The following is a 23,613-nucleotide window of genomic DNA, read 5'->3' as shown; positions in this document are numbered from 1 at the left end:
ATGGGCTTCGACGCCGGCACCTACCTGGAGGCGCTCGGCCATCGCGGGCCGGCCGCGCCCACGCTGGAGACCCTGCGCCTCCTGCACCACCGCCACCTGCGGACCTTCCCGTACGACAGCGCGCTCAACGCGGGCCGGGGAACGGCGCTGTGGGCGGGGGTGGACATCGACCCGGACGCAGCGTTCGACGAGATCGTGGTCGGCGGGCGCGGCGGCGTCTGCTACGAGCTCAACGGCCTGTTCCGCGTCCTGCTGGAGGAACTGGGCTTCGACGTCGGCGTGTTCGGCGCCGGCATCCGGCAGATGGACGGCTCGTTCGGCCCCGACCTGGAGCACGTCTTCAACCACGCCCGCCTGGGCGGCGAGCTGTACCTCGTCGACGTGGGCTTCGTCGGCCCGTCCTATCTCGAACCGCTGCGCGTCACCGCCGAGGTGCAGCGGCAGCACGGCAGCCGGTTCCGCGTCGTCCCCGCGGACGGCTACCGCGTCGTCGAGCGCTGCGGCCGGTCCGGGGCCTGGCAGCCGGTGTACCGGTTCCGCGACAAGCCCCGCGACCTCGCCGAATGGCAGGACCCCTCGGCCGAGCTGGAGGCGTTCGCGCGGGCGCTGGCCGGAGCCGGAATCCTGGTGCGGGGACGGTCCTCCGCCACCGGCCAGCGCGTCCTCATCGGCAAGCGCCTGCTCACCGTGGACGACGGCCACGAGACCGTCCGCGTGCTCACCGACCCGGCCGAGCACGAGCGCGTCGTCGCCGAGATCCTCGGCTCGCCGGCCGCCGCCGCGGCGACCGCGAACACGACGACCGCCGCGGGGACCGGGCGGTGAGCCGGGCCGGCAGCGACGTCCTCGTCGTCGGGTACGGGCCCGTCGGGCAGGTGACCGCCACGCTGCTGGCGGCACGCGGGCACCGCGTCACCGTCGTGGAGCGTCGGCCGGAGCCCTACCCGATGCCGCGGGCGGTGTCCTTCGACGGCGAGTCCGCCCGCATCCTCGCCGCCGCGGGCATCGGCGACGCCCTGCGCACCGTCGCCGAACCGTCCCGCGACTACGTATGGCGGAACGGGGCGGGCGCGACGCTGTTCGAGGTGGACGTGGCCGAGCGGGGGTGGTCCGGTTGGCCGGACTCGCTCTCGATGTACCAGCCCGGGATCGAGGCCGCCCTCGCCGCGCGCGGCGCGGCGCAGCCCACGCTGCGCGTGCTGCGCGGTCACCGCGTCGTGGGCCTGCGCGACGAGGGGGACCGGGTCCGGGTCACCGTCGACGGCCCCGAGGGCGGCGTGCTGACCGCCCGGTACGTCGTGGGCTGCGACGGGGCGAACGGCACGGTCCGCGACGCCCTCGACGCCACCGCGACCGACCTGCGGTTCTTCGACGACTGGCTGACCTGCGACGTGCGGCTGCACGAGCCGCGCCGCTTCGTGCCGAACAACCTGCAGGTCTGCGACCCGGCGCGGCCGCGCACCGCCGTCTCGGCCGGGCCCGGCCACCGCCGCTGGGAGTTCATGCGGCTGCCCGGCGAACCGCCGGACGAGTTCGGCCGCGCCGAGAACGTGTGGCGCCTCCTCGCGCTGTTCGGCATCGACGAGAGCACCGCGACGCTGGAGCGCCACGCCGTCTACACCTTCCAGGCGCGGTACGTCGACCGGTGGCGGGCCGGCCGGATCCTGATCGCGGGCGACGCGGCCCACCTGATGCCTCCGTTCGCCGGGCAGGGCATGTGCTCGGGGTTCCGGGACGCGGCCAACCTCGCCTGGAAGCTGGACCTCGTCCTCACCGGGCGGGCCGGCGAGGCGCTGCTGGACACCTACACCGACGAGCGCCGCGAGCACGTCCGGCACGCCGTCACCATGTCCGTCGACCTCGGCCGGGTGATCTGCCAGACCGACCCGGCCGCCGCCCGCGACCGCGACGAGGTCATGATCGGCGTCCGGGAGCGGGGCCTCGCCGCGCCACCGCCGTCGGCCGTCCACCCGCTGACGCGGGGGCTGATCGCCCGGGACGCCGCCGGCGGCCCGCGCGGCATGGCGGGCGGGCTCACCCCGCAGGGCCGCGTCCGGATCGGCGGCAACGAGGGGCTCCTCGACGAGGTCGCCGGCGCCCCCGGCTTCCTGCTGCTCACCACCGAGCCGCCCGGCGAGCTGCTCGACCCCGCCCTCGCGGCGGCCCTGGCACGGCTCGGCACGCGGTCCGTCCAGCTGGACACGGCGTCCGACCTCGACGGGGTGCACCTGCCGTACCTGGCGCGGGCCGGGGCCGTCGCGGCGCTGGTCCGCCCCGACTTCTACCTGTTCGGGACGGCCGCCGACCGGAACGGCGCGAACGCCCTCGTCGAGGAGCTGCTCGCCGGGCTCGGCGCGGGCACGGACCTCGGCGCGGGCGGCGCCGTCAGCCGGTCTTCCTGAGCCCCGCCCACAGGTCGGCGGGCAGCTCCTTGCGGCGCCGGATGCCGAGCTTGCGGTAGATGCGGGTGAGGTGCTGCTCGACGGTGCTGGGGGTGATGTAGAGCTTCGCGGCGATCTCCCGGTTGGTGTTGCCGACCACCGCCAGCGACGCGACCCGGCGCTCGGAGTCGGTGAGCGACGCGATGCCCTCCAGCCCGTCCGCCATCGCCTCCGCGCCGCCCAGGTCGGCCTGCACCGACAGCAGCTCCCGGGCGAGCGGCCGCATCCCGCACATGTTCGCGACGTGCAGGGCCTGGCGCAGCAGCAGGCGGGCGCGCCGCCGGTTGCCCGCCGCGTGGACGCGGCTGAGGTCGGCGAGGACGCGTGCCTGCTCGTACCGGTCGCCCGACGCCTCGGCGAGGTCGACCGCCTCCGTCAGCAGCGGCAGCCGCCGCCCGGCCGGGCTCGCGGCGGCGAGGACCCGCAGCGCGGGGCCGCGCCCGTCGGTCCGCGCGAGCTGCTCGCGGACGAGCCGGCGGGCCTGGTCGCGGTTGCCGAGGCGCAGCCACGCCTCCGCCGCGTCGGTGCGCCACGGCACCGGCCCCGCGGTGTCCAGGCCCCAGCCGCGGATCAGCTCGCCGCAGCTGAGGAAGTCGGCCAAGGCCGCGTGGGCGTGGCCGGACGCGAGGTGGTGATGGCCCCGGGCGTACAGGTAGTGGAGGCCGTGGCGGCTCTTGAACATCGCCTCGGGGACCGACAGCGCCAGGCACCTGGCGGCCTCGTCGTGCTCGCCGGCACGGGTCGCGGCCAGGACGCGGGTACCCAGCGGATACCCGATCGCGACGCCCCATGACTTGGGGCTGAGGCGCGCCAGCGCTTCCCGCGCCTCCCGCAGCGCGCTCGGCAGGTCGCCCGCCCGCAGCGCGACCTCCGCGCGCGCCGCCGCGAAGAACGCCGCCCGGGTGCCGCCGCCCTCGGTCTCGCTGTCCCGGCCCTCGCCGGACGGGGCCTCGCACCACGCCGCCGCGGCGTCGAGCCGGTCCGCGCGCAGCAGCACCTGCACGGCCAGCAGGGCCGCCTCGACCGTCCACGGGTTGCGCGGATGCAGCGGGAGGTCGCGCAGCACCTGCTCGGCGCGGCCCGCCACCACGTGGCTCCGGCGCCGGATCAGCCCGTCGGCCAGGATCGCCGCCGCGTGCAGTTGCGGGTCGCCGCCGAGGGCCGGCACGGCGAAGGCCTTCTCGCCGGCCAGCACCGGCGTGCGCCGGTCGCGGGCGAGCGGCGGGTGCGCGTAGGCCAGCCACACCTCGGCGTCCCGCAGGCCGCCGCCCTCGGCGCGGGCTTCCGCGCGCAGCCGGTCCAGCACCCGCACCGCCTCCTCGCCCCGCCCGAACCAGAGCAGCCGGCCGACGAGGGCCAGCCCGTCGGCGAGGCCGAGCCGGCCGCCGAGGGCCGCGGTCACCAGCGGCGCCAGGTGCCGGGCGGCCGACGCCGGCGCGGTCTGCCACTCGGCACCGGCGAGACGCGTCCGGACCGCGGCGCGCTCCCTCTCGTCGGACAGGCCGCGGTGCGCCAGGCGCAGGAAGCGCGCCCCCTCCTCGGTCCGGCCGTCGAGCAGCGCGTGCTCGGCCGCCTCGGACAGCACGGCCGCCGCCCACGGCTCCTGGGCGTGATCGCCGTGGACGAGATGCCGGGCCACCCGGATCGCGGCCGCGCCCTGGTCGTGCAGCAGGCGCGCGGCACGGCGGTGCAGCTCGGCCCGCTCCGCCGGGGCCAGGTCGTCGAGCACCGCGTCCCGCGCCACCGGGTGGCGGAACCGGCCGCCGTCCAGCAGCCGGGCCGCGTTCAGCGCGCCGAGGGCACGCTCGCCGTCCTCGGGCTTCAGCGAGACGAGCCGCCACAGCTCGGCCGGCCCCGCGTCCTCGCCCATGACCGCCAGCGCCCGCGCCACCGCCGGTGTCGCGGGATCGCCCCGGTGCAGGCAGCCGAGGAACGCCAGCCCGTACCCCTCCGCGCGGGGGCCGCCGGCTGCCCTGACGTCCTCGGCCAGCGCGTCCAGCAGCAGCGGATTGCCGCCGCTGATCGCGTGCAGGTCCGCGGCCGGGGCCGGCGGGGCGCCGGACGCCCCGGACGCCGCGCGGGCGGTCCCGGCGGGCGACAGCGGCCCCACCCGCAGCCGGTGCAGCTCCGGCCTGCGGAACAGCTCCGCCAGGAACGTCAGGTGCCGCGGCCGCGGGACCGGCTCGTCGGCGAGCACGACCAGCACGGGCGCCGACTCCAGCCGCCGGACCAGATGGAGCAGGAGGTGCAGCGACGGGACGTCGGCATAGCGCAGGTCGTCCACGGTGATCAGGAGCGGCTCGCGTTGCGCGTGCCCGAGCAGGGCCAGCACGATCTCGTGGTGCGTGCGCACCGCGTGCGGCGACGCGGGGCCGGCGTCCGGGACGTCCGCCGCCGCCGCGAGCCCTCCCAGGAGGCGGCCGGACGGGTCGTCCGGGTCGTCCGGCCGGGGCACGTCCCGCAGGAGCTGGTCGGCGACGCCGTAGGGGAGCTCTTGTTCGGCGGGGGAGCAGGAGGCGCGCAGGCACCGGAAGCCGGACCGTTCGGCGCGTTCGGCGAGGCCGCGCAGCAGCGCGGTCCGGCCGGTGCCGATGGGCCCCTCGAGGAGCGCGACCCGGCCGCGGCGCGCCAGGCAGTCCCCGAGCAGGCTGTCGAGTTGCTGGATCTGTTCGTCTCGTTCGACCAGTGCGACCACGGATCCGATGATCGGAGACGCCCGCCCACTGCCCGGCAATCGCCCGCCTATCGGACGACCGGAACTCGGAGTGGGACGCCGGTCGACCCGCTCCGGTTCACCCGTGACGCGCACGTCCTTCCACTGTCGGGGCCGCCGTAAACCCGAGAGGCCGGGCGCGCGAACCCCTGATTTCCGGTCCGCCGATGGAGCCGGCGGCGGCGCGGGCGAAGGATCGGCTGCGCCGCCCATGCCCGCAGAGGAGTCCCCCCATGCCCAGCCGCCGTCAGTTCATCGCCGGATCGGCCGCCGGTATCGGCGTGGCCGTCACCGTCCAGGCGAACCTGTCCGCGTTCGCCGCCGCGTCCCGGGTGTTCCGCGGGGCTCCCGCGGACCTCGCCAAGTTCGCCGACCCGCTGCCCATCCCGGCGGTGCTGAAGCCGGACACCGCGCTCACCCTCCGGCAGCGCGCCGGCACCGTGAAGCTGCACTCGCAGCTGCCCGACACGCCCGTCTGGGGTTACGAGGGCGCCTTCCCGGGGCCGGTCATCGACGTGCGGCGCGGCCAGCGCGTCAAGGTGAGCTGGCAGAACCGCATCCAGGGCAAGTTCCCGGTGACCGCCGTCGAGGTCCCCTTCACCGGGCTCGACTCGATCCTCAGCCCCGGGCGCGGCGGCGCCGAGCCGCTTGCGGACGTCGCCGACCTCGCCCCGTGGGTCGTCACGCACCTGCACGGCGGCGAGATCAGCGGCGACAGCGACGGCTGGCCCAAGAACGGGATCTCCTACGGGCAGGCCCAGGCCGCCGAGTACCCCAACGCCCAGCGGGCCGCGACGCTCTGGTACCACGACCACGCGATGGACATCACCGCATACAACGTGTTCGCCGGCCTGTCGGGCCTCTACCTGCTGCGCGACTCCGAGGAGAGCGCCCTCGGGCTGCCGTCCGGCGCCTACGAGATCCCGCTGATCATCGCGGACCGCAACCTCGACACCGACGCCGACGACACCTTCAACGGGCGGCTGCTGCACAAGGTCGGCTACTACGACACCAACGGCCGGCGGGTCTCACTGCCGTTCGCCGGCCCCTACAACCTCGTTAACGGGAAGATCTGGCCGTACCTGGACGTGGAGCCGCGCTGGTACCGCTTCCGCGTCCTGAACGGCGCGAACGGGCGCACCTACACGCTGGAGCTGCGCAAGGAGAACGCCGACGGCACCAGCACGCCGGTCCCCGGCGCGTTCGTCCAGATCGGCACCGAGCAGGGGCTGCTCGGCGCCCCGGCCAAACTGGACCGGCTCACGCTGTCGCCGGCCGAGCGCGCCGACATCCTGATCGACTTCGCCGCGTTCAAGGGGGCGCGGCTCCGGCTGTCCAACACCGACACCGCCACCTCACCGCTCGGCCCGGAGGTCATGCAGTTCCGGGTCGGCGGCGCGGCCGTGACCGACCCCTTCACTCCGCCGGCGGCGCTGTCGCCCTCGTTCACCCGGCTGACGGCCGCGAACGTCCCGTCCGGTCACACGGAGCGGTACGTCGCGACCGCCACCCACGACGGCACGAGCGGCGGCCATCCCGAGATGTGGGAGCTGGCCGAGACGCCCGCCGGGTACGTCCCGCAGAAGGGCGACCGCATCGTCACCATCGTCAAGGACGGCAAGAGCACCACCTACCGGAAGGCGGCGAGCACGTTCGACGAGGCCGTGACCTTCCACGTCTCCCTGGACGGCTGGGAGGTCTGGAACTTCATCGACCTCGCCGGGCCGAACCACCCGATGCACATCCACCTGGTGTCGTTCCAGGCCCTTTCCCGCGACGCCTACACGGTCGCCGTGACGTCCGACGCCGCCAACGACATCTACACCTACACCGCCACCTACAGCGCTCCCAAGGGCCTCGGGCCCGATGAGCAGGGGTGGAAGGACACGATCCGCATGGACGAGCACGAGCACGTGGCGGTCGCCGGCCGGTTCCACGGCGGGACGGGGAACTACGTGTACCACTGCCACATCCTCGAACACGAGGACCACGGGATGATGCGCCCGTTCGTCGTGGCGCCCAAGACGGTCCAGACCGCGATGTCGGCCGGGATGCGGGCGGCGGCCCGGCCCGCCTCGCCCCTCGGGCACCACCACGGCTGACGGCGAGGGCGGGCCGGCCCGGCGTCAGCCCGGCCGGCCCGCGAGGCTGTGCAGGCAGGCGACGAGGCTGCGCGCCTCGACGTTGACGTAGTGGCTGTGACGCAGGAGCCCGACGAGCTGGTGAAGGGTCAGCCACCGGTAGCCGGGGCCCGGATCCGGCGCGTACCCGGCGTCCACCTCGATGATCGTGTAGCGGTTGCGGGCGTGGTAGAACCTGCCGCCCTCCTCCGACAGCACGCTCGAGAACCGGACCCGGCCGGGCGGCGCGGACAGCACGTCGTCCAGGAAGCGCGGCCGCGCCGCGTCCGGCAGCCAGGCGTAGTTGCCGGGCGTGCACCGCACGGTCGGGCCGAGTTCGAGGACGTCGAGATAGCCGGGCTGGACGCCGGCGTGGACCAGCGCGTGCAGCACGCCGTCCACCTGCTTCACCAGGAACGCGTTGACGCCGATCCCGATCGGCTCCACCAGCGGCTGGTGCCAGTGGGAGACCTCGCGGTGCCCGCTCCGCACACTGGCCCCGATCACCCGGAAGAACAGGCCGGACTCGTGCTCGATCGCGTCCTCGCCGCGGTGCCACAGCTCGGCCTCGCGCAGCGGCACCCGGTGCGCCGCCACCTCGTGCCGGCTGCGGGACTCGGTGATCCAGCTCAGGATGTCGCCGATGCCGTGCAGCCCCGCGAACTCCTCGCTGCAGGAGCGCAGTACCGACTGCTGGAACTCCTGGTCGCGGAACGGAGAGGACGCCGACAGCCCGATGCCCGAGAACGGCAGGCAGGACAGCACCGTGCGGGCGTCCATGTTGACGACCGTGTCGTCCGCGAGCAGCCGGTGGAGCTGCCCGAGCGTCAGCCATGCGAAGCCCTCCAGCGGCTCCACCTCGTCGTCGGTCTCGACGATGATGTTGCGGTTGCGCTTCTGGAAGAACCAGGCGCCCTGCTCCGACTGGAGCACGTCGGCGACCACGCGGTGGCGGCGGGTGTCGCGGAAATAGTCGAGATAGGGGACCGGGCCGCCCTGGTGTACGCGCATGTAATTGCTGCGGGTCGCCTGCACCGTGGGCGAGATCTCCACGCCCTCGGGGTTGCCGGGCTCGTTCTTGGCCTGCATGAGGAAGTGCAGGACGCCGTCGATCTCCTTGGCCAGGATGCCGAGGATGCCGATCTCCGGCTGCAGCAGGATCGGCTGCGTCCACGCGGGGACCGCAGCGCCGGGGACCTCGGCCGACAGGCCCGTCACGGTGAAGAACCGGCCGCTGTCGTGGCGGATGTCGCCGGTGCCGGGATCGGTGCCCCAGCGCCGCAGCCGGTCCAGCGGCACCCGGTCGACCCGTGAGACGTCGCTGCGGCGGCGCTCGGCGAGCCACGCGCGGACCTGCTCCCCGGTCATGACCCCGCCGGCCGCTCCGGCCGACTCGGCGATCCGCACGGCCCGCCGGTGGTCGGTCGTCAACGCCGTGATGATCCCCGACATCGCTCCTCCTGAAAATGGTCGCGGCGAGGATTCCAATATGCCGATTCCGGTCCGCTCACGAGTGCCGTGGAATGAATGACAGGGGAGGTTCAGGGGGGGCGTCCGGGGGCGGTATCGCCATGTCAGGGGTAACGTTTCCGCCTGCCGCGCCTAGCCTCGTCCTGAATTGACGAGGTGTGCAAAGGAAAGGTGTGCCGGTGAATTCGGGACCGTTGAGGATCGGCGTCCTCGGCTGCGCGGACATCGCCTGGAGGCGGGCGCTCCCCGCGCTGGCGGCCCATCCGGGCGTCCGGCTGACCGCGATCGCGAGCCGGGACCCGGCCAAGGCGGCGCGCTTCGCCGGGCGGTTCGGCGGCGAGCCGGTGCAGGGCTACGAGGCGCTGCTGGGCCGCGCCGACGTCGACGCGGTGTACGTGCCGCTGCCCGTCCACCTGCACGCCGAGTGGGTCGGGCGGGCGCTCCGGTCCGGCCGCCATGTGCTGGCGGAGAAGCCGCTGACGGCGTCCGCGGCGGACACCGAGGCGCTCGTCGCGCTCGCCGCCTCGCGCGGGCTGGCGCTGCTGGAGAACTTCATGTTCCTGTGCCACTCCCAGCACGCCAGGATCCGCGACCTGGTCGCGCAGGGCGCCATCGGGGAGCCGCGCACGCTCACCGCCGAGTTCGCGTTCCCGCCGGCGGCCGACGACCGCAACCTCTACGACCCGGGCCTCGGCGGAGGCGCGCTGACGGAGGTCGGCGTCTATCCGCTGCGCGCCGCACTCCTCCACCTCGGGACCGCTCTGGACGTGCTCGGCGTGCACCTGCGGGTCGACGAGGCGCGCGGCGTGGACGTGGCGGGCGCGGCCCTGCTGGCCGACCCGTCCGGCCGCACCGCGCACCTGACCTGGGGCGTCGAGCACGCCTACCGGTCGCGGTACGCGCTGTGGGGGAGTGCGGGACGGGCCGAGCTCACCTGGGCCTTCACCCCGTCGGCCGCGCACCGCCCGGTCCTGCGGATCGAACGCCAGGACCACGTCGAGGAGTTGACGCTTCCCGCCGAGGACCACTTCGCCGGCGCGGTCGCGTCCTTCGTCGACCGGGTCCGCGACGGCGTGCCCTCCGTCCTGGAGGGCGAGGCGGTGGTGGAGCAGGCGCGGCTGGTGGACCGGGTGCGCCGGCACGCGGCCGACGCGGGCGGACCGGTCAGACCAGCGGTGCCCACCAGCGCCGGTTCTCCCGGTACCAGCTGACGGTCGCGGCCAGCCCCTCGGGGAAGGGGGTCCGCGGCTCGTAGCCCAGTTCGTTACGGATCCTGGTGTCGTCGACGGCGTACCGCCGGTCGTGCCCCTTGCGGTCGGGGACGCGCTCGACCCTGTCCCAGCCCGCTCCGGTCGCCTCGAGGAGGAGACCGGTGAGCTCCCGGTTCGTCAGGGACGTCCCGCTGCCGATGTTGTAGACCCGGCCCGGCGCCCCCTTGGCGCGCACCAGCTCCAGGGCGCGCGCGTGGTCGTCCACGTGCAGCCAGTCCCGCACGTTCAGGCCGTCGCCGTACAGCGGGACGCGCCGCCCGTCCAGCAGCCGCGTCACGAACAGCGGGATGATCTTCTCTGGGTGGTGGTACGGACCGTAGTTGTTGGAGCAGCGCGTCACCCGCACGTCCAGGCCGTGGGTGCGGTGGTAGGACAGCGCGAGCAGGTCGGCGGCGGCCTTGGACGCCGCGTAGGGCGAGCTGGGGCTGAGCGGCGCGGTCTCCGGCGTCGCGCCCGCGTCCACCGACCCGTACACCTCGTCGGTGGACACGTGCACGAACGTCCGCAGACCCGAGCCGAGCGCCGCGTCCAGCAGCGTGCCCGTCCCGAGGACGTTCGTGCGGACGAACGCCGAGGCCGCCGCGATCGACCGATCCACATGGGACTCGGCCGCGAAATGCACGACCTCGTCGTGCTCGGCGACCAGCCGGCCCGCGAGGTCGGCGTCGCAGATGTCGCCGCGCACGAACCGAAATTCCGGACGGCCCTCGACGGCGGCCAGGTTGGCGAGGTTCCCCGCGTAGGTGAGCGCGTCCAGCACCGTGACCGTCACGTCCCCCGGGCCGGCGGGGCCGAGGAGGCGCCGGACGTAGTGCGACCCGATGAAGCCGGCGCCGCCGGTGACCAGGATCCTCGTCATGCGATCCGCACCCGGCTGTAGTCGCCGAGGACGAGGCGGTGGGCGGCGCGGGTGCGCGCGGCGGGCGTGACCTCGACGGCGCGGCCCACCAGGGACGCCTCGATCGGCCGCACGCCCTGGATGGTGGACCCGTCGAGCACGATGGAGTACTCGATCTCGCTGTCCTCGACGCGGACGCCGTCGCCGATGGAGGTGAACGGCCCGATATAGGAGTCCACGATCCGGGCGCCGGTGCCGATGATCGCCGGGCCCACGATCCGGGTCCCCTTCACGATCGCGCCGGCGGCGACGCGCACCCGTCCGATGATCTCGGTGGCGCCGTCGACCTCGCCCTCGACGCCGTGCTCGAGGGACTCCAGGACGGTGCGGTTGGCCTCCAGCATGTCGTCGACGTTCCCGGTGTCCTTCCAGTACCCCGTGATGACCGTCGACCGCACGTCCAGGCCGGCGTCCAGCAGCCACTGGACGGCGTCGCTGATCTCCAGCTCGCCCCGCGCGGACGGCGCGATGGCGCGGACGGCGCGGTGGATCGCGGGGCCGAACAGGTACACCCCCACGAGCGCCAGGTCGCTCTTCGGGCGCTGCGGCTTCTCCTCGATGCCGACGATCCGTCCGTCCGGTCCGAGTTCGGCGACGCCGAAGCGGCCCGGGTCGGGTACCTCGGTGAGCAGCAGCCGGGCGTCGGCCGGGCTCGCGCGGAACCCGGCGACGATGTCGGCGATGCCGCCGACGATGAAGTTGTCGCCGAGGAAGAGCAGGAAGTCCTCGTCGCCGAGGAAGTCGCGCGCGATGAGGACCCCGTGCGCCAGCCCGAGCGGCGCCTCCTGCCGCAGGTAGGTGACCCGCAGGCCGAAGCGCGAGCCGTCGCCGACCGCCCGCCGGATCTCGGCGGCCGTCTCGCCGACGACGATGCCGACCTCGGTGATCCCCGCCTCGGCGATGGCCTCCAGCCCGTAGAAGAGGACCGGCTTGTTCCCGACGGGCACCAGCTGTTTCGCGGACGTGTGCGTGATGGGGCGCAGTCGTGTTCCGGACCCGCCCGAGAGGACCAGGGCTTTCATGGTGCCCATCGTCGGGGGAGGCGCCGGCGCTCCGGCCCCTGACGTCCACCCCGGAACCCCTAGAAGGGCGGGCAATTCCCCATATAAACGGTAGGGACGATGGACTGTTCGTCCGGGCCGGTGATTCGCTGCGACTGCTCCCGTTCCCTCTCTCCGATCCCTTGGAGGCCCGTCCGATGACCGCGACGACCGATGGCGCCGTCTACGCCGACCCCGTGGACCTGGACAAGCACGGTGTCTACGGAGCGACCGCGCTGAAGGCGGAGAACGGCGGCTGGAACCGGCCGCGCTACCCGTTCCAGGGGCGCATCACCGCCGACGGATCCAGCGGCTACAAGGCCGAGCCGGGGCGCTACCACCTCTACGTCTCGCACCGCTGCCCCTGGGCGCACCGCACCGCGATCGTCCGGATCCTGAAGGGGCTGCAGGACGTCGTGTCGCTCTCGTACGTCGACGACGAACGCGACGGCCGAGGCTGGGCGTTCCGGGAGAAGCGCGGCGCCGACCCGGTCAACGGCTTCCGGTTCCTGCGCGAGGCCTACGAGGCGACCGAACCCGGCTACGGCGGCCACGTGTCGGTGCCCGTCCTGTGGGACCGCGAGACGGGCCGGATCGTCAGCAACAACTTCTTCGACATCACCATCGACCTCGGCACCCAGTTCGAGGCGTACGGCGACCCCGGCGTCCACCTGTACCCCGAGGAACTGCGCGGGGAGATCGACGAGCTGAACGAGTACATCTACGTCAACTTCAACGACGGCAACTACCGGGTCGCCGGGGCCGCCTCCGACGAGGCCTACGCCGACCTGCGCGGCCGCGTGATCTCCGCGCTGGACCGGCTGGACGAGCGGCTGTCCACCCGGCGCTTCCTGTTCGGCGACTCGGTCACCGAGTCCGACGTGCGCTTCTGGGTGACGCTGGCGCGCTTCGACCTCACCTACAACCCGTTCGCCAAGATCAGCGAGCGTCGGCTGGTCGACTTCCCCCACCTGTGGCCCTACGCCCGCGACCTCTACACGCTCCCCGCCTTCCGCGACACCACCGACCTCGGCGCGTTCACCCACCTCGGCCCCCCGTTCCTGGACCCGGCCGTCACCCGCATCGACGTCGAACCCCACCGGGCCGACTGGGACGAACCGCAGGACCGCCACCGCCTCGCCGGGTGATCGGTGCCTCGAGTGCGGGTCATGTTCACCGTGTCCTCACAGGCGACCCACTACTCCGCGATGGTCCCTCTCGGCTGGGCGCTGCAGGCGGCGGGCCACGAGGTACGGGTCCTGTGCGCCCGACCAGACGGCGGCGGTCGGCCGGACGGGCCTGCTCCCGGTGCCCGTGCTGGACGGCATGAAGGTCATCACCCGGCTCCGGTTGCAGGCCCACCGGGAGGCCGTCGAAGGGAAGCGGCCCTACCCGTGGCCGCCCCCGCACCCCCTGACCGGGGAGCCTCTGCGGAATCTCGCCGACTTCGACGCCGCCGCCTTCCAAGACGACGCCCCCGTCCTGGCGGAGCGGGCCGCGCGCGGCTTCGACGCGGCCGTCGCGTTCGCCCGCGCATGGCGGCCCGACCTGATCCTGCACGAAGGTCTCCTCGTGATAGATGCGCATGCTCGGCGTCACGCCGCGCAGCACGGTCGGCTGCACGTACAACCCGTCGGCGGTGCCCCTGGTCAGCAGCTGCGCGCCGTGGTCGGCGGCGTCTGCGATCAATGCCATCACGTGGTCGCGAGCACCGGCGTGCACCAGCGGACCGATCTGCGAGGCGTCGTCGGTCGGCGGACCGACGACGAGCTTGGCGGCCCGATCGGCCAGGAGCGAGCTGAGCTGGTCCGCCACACTGCGCTCGGCGATGACGCGCTGCAGATCTCGCCCTGGTTCATGTACGCACCGAAACTGGCGGCGGCCGCGGCTCGCAGGATCTCCACGATCGCCGCTTGGGTCAGGGGGTCTGCTCGGAGGACTTGAGGACGACCGTGTTGCCGTAGACCAGCGGCATGGCCACCGCCCGGACGCCGAGGATGAGCGGCGCGTTCCAGGGGGCGATGCCGACCACGACGCCGGCCGGCTGCCGGACCCCGAGAGCCGTCAGGCCAGGGACGTCGGAGGGGATCACCTCGCCGATCGCGGAGTAGGCCTGGGCGGCGGCCTCGGCGAGCATGCCCTGCGCGATGTGCACGTTGAAACCGCACCAGGGGCGGGTCGCACCCATCTCGCGGCCCATGATCGCGGCGAGTTCGGGGGCGCGCCGGCCGAAGAGTTCGACGGCGTTCAGCAGGACCTTCCGCCGGGCTGCGGGCGGCAGCGCCGCCCAGTCGGGCAGCGCGTTCGCGGCCGCGTCCACCGCGCGGTTCACGTCGTCCACGGTCGCCGCCGCGACGCGGGCGATCGGACTGCCGCTGACGGCCTCGACGGTCTCGAAGTACCGCTCGCCTTCGGCGGGCACGGATCGGCCGCCGATGAACAGATTCGCCGTCAGGACCCCTGCCGCCTCACCGGGCACGGCGTCGGTGGTGGACATGTGCTTCTCCTCGCGCTCGAGAGATCTGGTCGCGACCACCAGATCGTGCGGCGAGTATCCACAGCCACATCGCCGGCCGCCACTGTCCTGTTCGTTGAGTGATCGGCCGGCCGTCGGCCGGACGAAGGGTCAGCCGTCGCGGACCTTCACACCCGGCCGCCAACCGAGTCTCCGGGAGATGCCGAGCCCGCTGGTGATGACCGACGGTAGAACGGTCTGCGGCCGCACCGATCCGCTCCGGACGACCACCGACAGCGAGGCGACCACTCGTCCGTCGCCGTCGAGGATCCGGGTCGCGACGGAGTCCGCGCCGTTGGACATCTCGCCTCGGACCATCGCGGTGCCGGTGCGGCGGCATTCGGCCAGCTCGCGCCGGAGGATCTGCGGATCGGTCACCGTCTGAGGGGTGTAGCTGCGCAGTTCGCCGTCCAGGACGTCCTGCCTCACCCTGGTGCCGGCATGGCTCAGGAGCACCTTCCCGACCCCCGAGCAGTGCAGCGGAAGCCGTCCGCCGACTCGGGAGACCAGGCCGAGGGCGCGCGGCGCCGACAGCCGGTCGATGATGACGGCCTCGGTGCCCTCGAGGACCGCGAGCTGCACATGCTGGTGGAGGGCGGTGTAGAGGTCCTCCATGAAGGGCTGCGCCGTGGTCCGGAGCGACTCGGTCAGCGGCGCGAGTGTGCCGAGTTGCCACAGTCGGATGCCGACCGTGAAGCGGCCGTCCGCCCGTTGCTCCAGCGCACCCGCCTTGGCGAGCTCGATCACCAGGCGGCGAGTGGTCGGATGCGGTAGCCCGGTCCTTCGCGAGAGGTCGGCGACGCTCAGCTCCGTCGCCCCGGGCTCGAAGGAGAAGAGCAGATCGAGCAGGCGCGAGCTCACGCTCCTTCCGGGTTCGCTGGTTCTGGGCATCGCCGGACCCTCTGTTCTCTCCCGATGTCCGTTCAATGACCAATCATGCCCGACGGTTTACTCGGCCGGGCAGCATGAGTAAGTCGCCACAAGCGCAGGACTCGATATGGGCGCGGAAACCGGAGGGTTCCTCATCATGAGAGCGCGCAGGAGCGGGGCACCCCGCATCGCCATCTTGGGTGGTGGCATAGGTGGGCTCGCCGCCGCCGCCTTCCTCGGGAAGGAGGGCGTCGCCGCCACGGTCTACGAACAGGCTCCACGGCTCGCCGAGGTCGGGGCGGGACTGGTCATCGCTCCGAACGCCGCACGTCAGCTGAGGAGGCTGGGGGTTCTGGACGCCGTGCGCGAGCGGGCCGTGCAGCTCGATACCGGCTGGGAGTTCCGCCGCTGGGCCGACGGCACGATCCTGTCCGCGGAGGACCTCGCGGCCTCGTGCGAGCGTCTCTACGGCGAGCAGACCTATACGGCGCACCGCGCCGATCTGCTCGCAGCCGTCCAGTCCCAGGTGCCCGCAGACTCGGTGGAGCTCGGTCGCAAGTGCGTGAAGTTCGAGGCCGGCGACGGCGTGCTCCGGCTCACGTTCGAGGACGGTGACCCGGTTGAAGCCGACGTTGTGATCGGCGCCGACGGGGTCCATTCCATCGTCCGCAACGCGATCTTCGGAGCGTCACCGGCGACCGACTCGGGATTGTGCGCCTTCCGTGCGCTGGTGCCCGCCGAGCGCGCCCCCGCGTTCGCCCGGCGAGCGGCACAGACACTGTGGATCGGCCCGGGACACCACCTGGTGCACTACCCGGTGTCGGCCGGTGCGTTCGTCAACCTGGTCGCCTTCGCGCCCGCGGGGGACTTCACCACGGAGTCATGGACCTCGACCGCCACCGTGGAGGAGTTCCTCGCCGAGTTCGACGGCTGGGACGAGCGGCTTACCGATCTGATCCGCGCGGGCGGCACGCCCGCCCGGTGGGCGCTGCTCGACCGGGCCCCGTTGCCGCGGTGGTCCGAAGGGAACGTGACGCTCCTCGGCGATGCGGCCCATCCGATGTTCCCGTTCTTCGCCCAAGGGGCGGCCCAGGCCATCGAGGACGCCGCAGGGCTGGCCCGGTGCCTGGCGGAGGACCTGGAGAACCCGGCGGCCGCCCTTCGGCGGTACGAGGAGCTGCGCATCCCGCGCACGACCCGGCTGCAGGACGTGAGTCACGGCCGCGCCGAGATCAACCATCTGGACGACGGGCCGGACCAGCAGGCCCGGGACGCGGCGTTCCGCCATCAGGATCCGCTGGTCGCGAACGGCTGGATCTACGGGTACGACCTGGAGGCCGAGTTCGCGCCGGCAGCGGCGGCGAAGCAATGAGCCGGGCCAGGGCATGCCGGACCTCGACCATCAGGAGAAGGCGATGAGATTCGTCCACGAGACGCTTCCGCAGCGAGTCCGGTTCGCCACCGGCGAGTCCGCTCGGGCGGTCGCCGAGGAGGTCGAGCATCTGGGCGCGCGACGGGTGATGCTGATCGCGTCCAAGGACGAGGCTGCGCTCGCGGGGCCGATCGCCTCCCTGCTGCCGGTCGTGCGACGCCACGACGAGGTCGTGATGCACGTCCCCGTCGAGATCGCCCGCCGGGCCCGCCGCGCGGCCGCCGACTGTGAGGCGGACATCCTGGTCAGTGTCGGCGGCGGCTCCACGACCGGCTTGGCGAAGGCCGTCGCCATGACGACCGGCCTCCCGATCGTCGCCGTCCCGACGACGTACGCCGGTTCGGAGGCCACCAACGTGTGGGGCTTGACGGAAGAGTCGGTCAAGCGGACCGGGGCCGACCCGAAGGTGCTGCCACGCTCGATCGTCTATGACGCCGGGCTGCTCACCGGTCTGCCCACGATGATGGCGGTGGCCAGCGGCCTGAACGCCATGGCTCACTGCATCGACTCCATGTGGGGCCCCAGAGCCGATCCGCTCGACCAGGTGCTGGCAGGCGAGGGGATTCGTCGCCTGGCGCTCGGTCTCCCGCGCGTGAAACAGGGCGGCCCGGACATCGGGGGGATCGAGGAGACGCTCTATGGCGCCTACCTGGCGGCCGTGTCGTTCGCCAGCGCCGGGTCAGGGCTGCACCATCGGATCTGTCACGTCCTCGGCGGTATGTTCGACCTGCCGCACGCGCAGACCCATGCCGTGGTGCTTCCCTACGTTCTCGCGTTCAACGCCCCCAATGCCCCCGAGGCTGAGCGACGCATCGCTGAGGCGCTCGATGCCTCCTCGGCGACCGCCGGGCTCGCCGCACTGCGCGCGACATTGGACGCGCCCAACTCCCTGAAGGCCTGCGGGATGCCTGAGGAGGGCATCACGAAGGCAGCCGGCCGGATCCTCGAAGCAGTTCCGGCGAACAACCCGACCCCTGCCACCGAAGACGACATCGTCCGGCTGCTCAAGGCCGCCTGGGAAGGAAGCGAGCCGTCATGAGCGAACTCGGCGACAAGACGCGCGATTCCGTCAGGGACCCGGATCCCGCCACCGTGCCGGCCGAGCAGCAGGCGCGGGAGGCCGACCTCGTCGAGCGTGTCGTTCGTTCCTTCGACGCGTGTGCCGATCCGCGGCTGCGGCAGGTCATGGTCGCGCTCGTGCGGCACTTGCACGCGTTCCTGCGCGAGGTCCGATTGACCGAGGCGGAGTGGGCGGCGGCCATCGAGTTCCTGACGCAGGCCGGTCACATCACTGACGACAAGCGCCAGGAGTTCATCCTGCTCTCCGATGTCCTCGGCGCCTCGATGCAGACCATCGCCATCAACAACGAAGCCTACGGCGACGCCACCGAGGCGACCGTGGTCGGCCCGTTCTTCGTCGAGGGCTCACCGGAGATCCCGATCGGCGGCGACATGTCCTTCGGCGCCGGCGGCGAGCCCTGCCTGGTTGAGGGCACCGTGACCGACAGTGCCGGCACGCCTTTGGCCGGCGCCAGGATCGAAGTGTGGGAAGCCGATGGGGACGGTCTCTACGACGTGCAGTACGGCGACGGCCGGGTGGCCGCTCGAGCGCACCTGTTCACCGACGAGCACGGTTACTACCGCTTCTGGGGCGTCACTCCCACGCCCTACCCGATTCCCCACGACGGACCGGTCGGCCGGATGCTGAAGGCGGTCGGCCGGTCGCCGTACCGCGCCTCCCACCTGCACTTCATGGTCACCTACGAAGGGTGCAGGCGGCTGGTGACGCACATCTTCGTCGAGGGAGACGAGCTCCTCGACAAGGACTCGGTCTTCGGGGTCAAAGACTCCCTGGTCAGACGCTTCGTCCGGCAGACCGCCGGAACACCGGCCCCGGACGGCCGCAGCCTGGACGGCGATTGGTCGAAGGTGCGCTTCGACATCATGCTCGCTCCGGAAAACGCGTGAACCCATCCGCAAGTGAGCTCGACCGAGACCGGAGCGCGATCGCGGACGCCCTGGTCATGCCGGCGCTTTTCAATTCGCGAGTCAGACCGATGGGGCTTCTTCGCGAGACCGCGGCCCACGCCGGGCCGCGGTCCTGATCGCGGAGGCTCCGGCCGGTGATCACCAAGGGTGCCGAGGTCGCCGACGCGGTGTTCGGTCCGAGCAAGTCGGCGCAGGTCGGGTGATGGTGGCTCCCCTTTCGGCTCCCCATCGACCTTCACGATCGGAAAAGGGCTCCGGAGTGATCTCCGAAGCCCCTCTGACCTGGTATTTCTCTGTCGGGACGGCGGGATTTGAACCCACGACCCCTTGACCCCCAGTGCCCTGAAAGCATTCATCCCGCCTCCTTTGCGATCAGTCGAATCCGTGAGAACATGCAGGTCAGAGGCCTAAGGTGCATGACGTGCAGTCATCGTGGATGTCGCCCCGTGGGGCAGAGTCCACTAACGAGCCACTAACAAACGATCATTCGGGGGAGTGACGTTGGGGTACGCGTTCAAGCGCATCGACCGCCACGGCAAGCCGCGCTACACCGCCTGCTACGAAGACCTCAAAGGCAAGATCACCTCGGCGGGCACCTTCTCGTCCAAGAAGGAGGCCGACAGAGCCTGGCAGCGCGCCGAGGCCGAGGTCGGCAAGGGCCGGGACCTCAACCTCAAGCGAGGGCGGCAGACCTTCGAGAAGTACGTCGAGGAGACCTGGCTGCCCAACCACGAGGTCGAGCCGTCCACCATGCAGAGCTACCACTACTCGATCTACAAGCACGTCATGCCTGAGTTCGGCGCGATGCGGATGATGGACATCCTCCCCGAGCACGTCCGCGCTTGGATCAGCAGGATGAAGAAGAACGGCGTCTCCGCCGCGACCATCCGCTACAACAAGGTCGTCCTCAGCGCCATCTTCACCACCGCCCTGAACGACCAGGTGACCTACATCCACCCCTGCAAAGGAGTCCGCACCCCCACCGTCCCCGAAAAGCCGCTGGAAATCATCAGCCCCGAACAGTTCGACGACCTCTACCACGCCCTCCCGGACGCCGACTCCAAACTCCTGGTCGAAACCGCCATCGAAACCGGCCTGCGCTGGGGTGAACTCACCGAACTCCGCGGCCGCGACCTCAAAACCCGCTCCCGTCTCCTGACGGTCAGCCGCGTTGTCGTGGAGCTCAACCCGAAATTCCACCCCGAGGGCAAACGCTTCCTCGTCAAGGACTACCCCAAAGACAAAGAGTGGCGCCGCTTCAAGCTCAGCGACCAGATCGTCACCAAACTCGAAGACCACATCATCGAAGAGAAACTCGGCACCGACGGGCTCCTGTTCGTCTACCAGCCGGAAACCGCGAACGAGGAGCGACCCGCCCCGCTCGACCCCGAGACACTCGGCTGGACCGAACAGAACGCCAAGGGGCGCCGATACCGCCACGGCACCCTAAGCGCCTACAACGCCGCCAAGTGCCGCTGCGACCACTGCAGGCGAGCCTTCGCCGAATACCGCGCCCGCCGCCGCGCCGACGGCAAGGACAACCCCCGCGAACCCCGCCGCCGCGAAACCGACGGCCACGTCCCCGCCAACTGGTTCCGCAACCGGATCTGGAAACCCGCCCTCAAGAAGGCCGACCTGGACCCCAAGGTCCGCATCCACGACCTCCGCCACGCCCACGCATCCTGGCTCCTGGCCGGCGGCGCCGACCTCCAAGTCGTCAAAGAACGCCTCGGCCACGGATCCATCTCCACCACCGAGCGCTACCTCCACACCCTCGACGACGCCGACGACACCGCCCTCGCCGCCTTCGACAAGATCCGCAGCCGCCGCCGCACCGACTGACGAAATGGGCGTTCTGCTGAGACGGGAAAGGGGGCGCCGACCGGGGATGAGCATCCGCTATGTTTGTGTCATCCTGCGGTTTGGTAGGTTGTGCAATCTCTGGATTACAAGATTAGAACTGTCGTATCGAAGCGGCACTGTTGGTGTGATTCCATGCCGACCTATCCCGCATGTAAACGTACTCCATGCCGACGCGTGCTAATCCGTTTCGGAAGTGTCGAGTCGACATGGGTTGCTGAAGATATTGGCGACTTTCTAATAGACGGCACGCTTAGCCTGTAGATAGCCCTTTTGGCGAGTGCACGCCGCACGGCGTCGTCAAGGTGCCTGGCGGGGGCGGCTCGGACTTCAACTGCAGGCATAAGGCGTGTAGTTCATGGTCGCGCACGCGATCGCGGTTCACCACTGCGGTGACTGCTTGAACCGCTGACCGGGTACATGCCCCGCCGGGCTCCATGCAGGGCGCTGAGGCACGCCGCCACAGTGGTTAGCAAGGCAGACTACGGACCTGGACTCTGCTCATAGGGTGCTGCGACTAGATCTCGATCCGCGTTGAGCTCCGCGACGGCGAGCGCTACGGCAAGAAATGCCTGCTGGCCGCCTGCCCATGGACCTGCGGTGAGGCTGCTGGTCAGTCCACTTGCTTCTGGCCTTCTTCGCAGGCCTTGATGTAAAGGTCCTTTCCGGCCGGGAACTCAACGTCGTGGGCGATCGAGGCGGCGAACTTTGCGCAATCGTAGCCTCCGATCTCCCTTTTAGTGCTGGCCGCGCCATCGCGAACTGCCTTGTAGGTTCTCGACGATCCCGGCTGCTTCAGATTTTTGACGACGATCTTGTCTTCTTCGGATGTCCCGCAGGCGGTGAGAGACGCCGCGAGGGCCGCGATGACGAGCAGACTGGTTCGCATCGCGTGATCTTATGCCCTCGGACGCGAGACGGACACGTCTGATCGCACAGCTGCAGGTCGTAGGCATGCAGAAGGAGATTGTCGGCGAGAGGCGGGACGGTGGCCCGGAACGACGATGCCGCGTTCGTAGGCCGGCACGACGGCCAAGACGTGGTCGTGGAGGCCAAGTTCGGCGGGACCGACTGCCGGGGTGACTCTCGACGGTCGCCATGGTGACGACGAGTTGCGCCACGATCTCCTGGTCATGGAAGCGCTGCTGTTCCCAGGGGTAGCCGGGGCCATGATTCGACTGGTGACCGTCCAGGCGGCGCTGCTAGGCCGCCGAGCTCGGGTGGGCAGTCGCGAAGGTCCGCGCCACGCCGTACTGGACTCGTTTGTGCTGGACCCAGACTGTAATCGATAAGAAGCCTGACCGCTTCGCGACGGCGAGACCAGCCCATCGCCGTCATCGCCATATGTAGCGGGCTGCTGTCTCCTTCTGCGCTTGTAGCGGCTCCGTTGAGCAAGCATAACGCTGCTGACTGTGAGGATGCGTGGATCCAGATTAGAACAAGACGCTCCAGGAGTGGCGCAGGACTACATGAGTGCTTAGTGATCTAGATCACAAAATGAAGATCGTTTGGAATCTTCACGAAGGTTAACTAACCGTTTACCTTTATGGAGCTTTATCCGCTCTTTATGTCCTGGGGGCTTTGGTGCGTCCTCCCGCCTTCCGCGCTGAGCGTCAACATGCGACCGGTTTCAGGTCCATGGTCCTGCGGCGCTCGGCTTGGTCGGCCGGTGTGCTGGCGGTGCTGCTGGTCGCCATGCTGCTGCAGGTTCCGGGCGTCCTTGCTGCGCCGGTGGCACGAGCGGACGAGACGGCACCCAAGGCTGCTGCGACCGAGGAGCAGGCGGCCAGGGCGGCGGCGGAGTCGGGTGAGCCGGTGGAGGTGCTGGCCGAGCGGGGTGAGACGCGCACGGTGCGGGCGTTGCCGAATGGGCGAATGGAGGTTGAGGAGCACATCCGGCCGATCCGTACCCGCAAGGACGGTACGTGGGCCGACATCGACACCAACCTGCACCGCTCCGGCGACGCGGTCGTGCCCGGCGCGACCACGGTCGGGTTGGCGTTCTCCGGTGGCGGTAGTGGCCCGATGGTCCAGATGACGCGGGCCGGGCACAAGCTGGCGTTGACGTGGCCGCAGGCACTGCCGGAGCCGACCCTTGATGGTGACACCGCCACCTACGCCGGTGTGCTCGGCGCTGGAGTCGATCTGCAGCTGCGGGCGCAGGCGGACGGGTTCGCCCACATCTTGGTGGTCAAGACCCCCGAGGCCGCGAAGGACCCGCGGCTGGTGCAGCTGGCTTTGGCGCTGTCGGTGCCGGGGCTGTCGGTGGCCCAGGAACAGGCGAGCGGGGTGCTGACCGCCAAGACGGCCTCGGGTGGTGGAGTTTTCGAGGCGCCGGCGCCGATGATGTGGGACTCCACCAAGGCGCCCGCCGGGGACGGCTCGGCAACGGCGACGACGCCGCAGGCCCGGTCGATGGATACCGATCAGGGGCCGGCGGAGGGCGCCAAGAGCGCGCCGGTGAAGGTCACGGTTTCGGACGGCAAGCTCACTCTGACTCCTGACCAGGAACTCTTGACCGGGGCGAACACCACGTTCCCGGTCTACATCGATCCGGTATGGGCAACGATCAGGTCGTCGCACTCTGGGATGGTGTCGTCCGGTTATCCGGATCAGTCGTACTACGACTTCAATGGCAAGTCGACCGAGGGTGTTGGGCGCTGTGAGGTGGCCAAGGACGGTAACTGCGTCAAGGACCAGACCAAGCGGCTGTTCTACCAGATGAAGCTGCCGTCGCTGAAGGGCCGCTACGTCGAGGCGGTGTCCTTCACTGCGTATGAGACCGGCGCCTATGACTGCAACAACGACACCTCGATTCAGCTCTGGCGGACGCTGGCGTTGAAGTCGTACGCAACCTGGAACAACACTGACCCTTTTTCAACGTGCGTTGAGCTCGCGGTTCTGGAGGACGTGGATGGCCTTGGCCAGGTGACCGGCCCGGTGCGGGCAGCAACGTAGCTTGGTCAGGACTTTCCAGCTCTTGAGCTGGGCGTT

The 23,613-nt window shown here is 71.1% G+C and carries 17 protein-coding genes and 1 pseudogene; 9 read left to right on the top strand and 9 right to left on the bottom strand.

The annotated features are described in order from the left end of the window. Together F8568_RS45035 and mhpA are read left to right on the top strand one after the other, a co-directional pair. Positions 1-825 (top strand): arylamine N-acetyltransferase family protein, encoded by an 825-nt coding sequence (locus F8568_RS45035; RefSeq protein WP_151600301.1) that lies wholly within the window; start codon positions 1-3, stop codon positions 823-825. Then, positions 822-2,402 (top strand): bifunctional 3-(3-hydroxy-phenyl)propionate/3-hydroxycinnamic acid hydroxylase MhpA, encoded by a 1,581-nt coding sequence (gene mhpA, locus F8568_RS45030; protein ID WP_151600300.1) that lies wholly within the window; start codon positions 822-824, stop codon positions 2,400-2,402. The genes F8568_RS45035 and mhpA overlap by 4 nt, the downstream gene beginning before the upstream one ends. On the opposite strand, the gene F8568_RS45025 is transcribed toward mhpA, so the two are convergent. Beyond that, on the bottom strand, positions 2,386-5,136 hold the full coding sequence (locus F8568_RS45025; RefSeq protein WP_202126121.1) for a helix-turn-helix transcriptional regulator: 2,751 nt from the start codon (positions 5,134-5,136) through the stop codon (positions 2,386-2,388). The genes mhpA and F8568_RS45025 overlap by 17 nt on opposite strands. A gap of 251 nt (positions 5,137-5,387) precedes the next feature. On the opposite strand from F8568_RS45025, the gene F8568_RS45020 reads away from it, so the two are divergent. Next, a complete protein-coding gene (locus tag F8568_RS45020; RefSeq protein WP_151600296.1) occupies positions 5,388-7,256 on the top strand; it encodes a multicopper oxidase family protein in 1,869 nt (622 codons plus the stop codon). 24 nt (positions 7,257-7,280) lie between these two features. On the opposite strand, the gene F8568_RS45015 is transcribed toward F8568_RS45020, so the two are convergent. Then, positions 7,281-8,726, bottom strand: coding sequence for an NDP-hexose 2,3-dehydratase family protein (locus F8568_RS45015; protein WP_151600294.1), 1,446 nt, complete (start codon positions 8,724-8,726; stop codon positions 7,281-7,283). Positions 8,727-8,923: 197 nt separating this feature from the next. Between F8568_RS45015 and F8568_RS45010 the strand changes: the two genes are divergently transcribed. Then, positions 8,924-9,955, top strand: a complete 1,032-nt coding sequence (locus F8568_RS45010; RefSeq protein WP_151600292.1) for a Gfo/Idh/MocA family protein — start codon at positions 8,924-8,926, stop codon at positions 9,953-9,955. On the opposite strand, the gene rfbB is transcribed toward F8568_RS45010, so the two are convergent. Next, on the bottom strand, positions 9,909-10,874 hold the full coding sequence (gene rfbB, locus F8568_RS45005; protein WP_151600290.1) for a dTDP-glucose 4,6-dehydratase: 966 nt from the start codon (positions 10,872-10,874) through the stop codon (positions 9,909-9,911). The two genes, F8568_RS45010 and rfbB, sit on opposite strands and share 47 nt — an antisense overlap. Further along, positions 10,871-11,935, bottom strand: a complete 1,065-nt coding sequence (locus F8568_RS45000) for a glucose-1-phosphate thymidylyltransferase (protein WP_151600288.1) — start codon at positions 11,933-11,935, stop codon at positions 10,871-10,873. Before F8568_RS45000 ends, rfbB begins: the two co-directional genes overlap by 4 nt. Positions 11,936-12,111: 176 nt before the next feature. Between F8568_RS45000 and F8568_RS44995 the strand changes: the two genes are divergently transcribed. Beyond that, positions 12,112-13,101, top strand: a complete 990-nt coding sequence (locus tag F8568_RS44995; protein ID WP_151600286.1) for a glutathione S-transferase C-terminal domain-containing protein — start codon at positions 12,112-12,114, stop codon at positions 13,099-13,101. A gap of 25 nt (positions 13,102-13,126) precedes the next feature. Here F8568_RS44995 and F8568_RS51420 read toward each other — a convergent pair whose 3' ends face one another. The 3 genes from F8568_RS51420 to F8568_RS44985 all read right to left on the bottom strand — a co-directional run bounded on the left by F8568_RS51420 (position 13,127) and on the right by F8568_RS44985 (position 15,329). Continuing rightward, a complete protein-coding gene (locus tag F8568_RS51420; protein WP_202126120.1) occupies positions 13,127-13,768 on the bottom strand; it encodes an aldehyde dehydrogenase family protein in 642 nt (213 codons plus the stop codon). 103 nt (positions 13,769-13,871) lie between these two features. Continuing rightward, a complete protein-coding gene (locus F8568_RS47455; protein WP_202126119.1) occupies positions 13,872-14,450 on the bottom strand; it encodes an aldehyde dehydrogenase family protein in 579 nt (192 codons plus the stop codon). 129 nt (positions 14,451-14,579) lie between these two features. Continuing rightward, on the bottom strand, positions 14,580-15,329 hold the full coding sequence (locus tag F8568_RS44985; RefSeq protein WP_202126118.1) for an IclR family transcriptional regulator: 750 nt from the start codon (positions 15,327-15,329) through the stop codon (positions 14,580-14,582). Between the two features lie 166 nt (positions 15,330-15,495). Between F8568_RS44985 and F8568_RS44980 the strand changes: the two genes are divergently transcribed. The 4 genes from F8568_RS44980 (at position 15,496) to F8568_RS44965 (ending at position 20,601) form a co-directional block, all read left to right on the top strand. Beyond that, the gene (locus tag F8568_RS44980) at positions 15,496-16,710 is read left to right on the top strand and encodes an FAD-dependent monooxygenase (RefSeq protein ID WP_151600283.1); all 1,215 of its coding nucleotides are present in this window, start codon (positions 15,496-15,498) and stop codon (positions 16,708-16,710) included. Between the two features lie 13 nt (positions 16,711-16,723). After that, entirely contained in the window at positions 16,724-17,809 is a 1,086-nt protein-coding gene (locus F8568_RS44975) for a maleylacetate reductase (protein WP_202126117.1), read from the top strand. Then, the gene (locus F8568_RS44970) at positions 17,806-18,738 is read left to right on the top strand and encodes an intradiol ring-cleavage dioxygenase (protein WP_151600281.1); all 933 of its coding nucleotides are present in this window, start codon (positions 17,806-17,808) and stop codon (positions 18,736-18,738) included. Before F8568_RS44975 ends, F8568_RS44970 begins: the two co-directional genes overlap by 4 nt. Positions 18,739-19,254: 516 nt before the next feature. Continuing rightward, entirely contained in the window at positions 19,255-20,601 is a 1,347-nt protein-coding gene (locus F8568_RS44965; protein ID WP_328601318.1) for a tyrosine-type recombinase/integrase, read from the top strand. Between the two features lie 631 nt (positions 20,602-21,232). Here F8568_RS44965 and F8568_RS44960 read toward each other — a convergent pair. Both F8568_RS44960 and F8568_RS44955 read right to left on the bottom strand, forming a co-directional pair. Continuing rightward, entirely contained in the window at positions 21,233-21,508 is a 276-nt protein-coding gene (locus F8568_RS44960; protein WP_151600279.1) for a hypothetical protein, read from the bottom strand. 1,988 nt (positions 21,509-23,496) lie between these two features. Continuing rightward, a pseudogene (locus tag F8568_RS44955) lies at positions 23,497-23,613 on the bottom strand (IS5/IS1182 family transposase); the annotation flags it as partial.

This window comes from Actinomadura physcomitrii (assembly GCF_008923205.2).
GTDB lineage: Bacteria > Actinomycetota > Actinomycetes > Streptosporangiales > Streptosporangiaceae > Spirillospora > Spirillospora physcomitrii.
The sequence above is the reverse complement of the archived record's forward strand: the minus strand, read 5'-3'. Positions and strand labels throughout refer to the sequence as shown.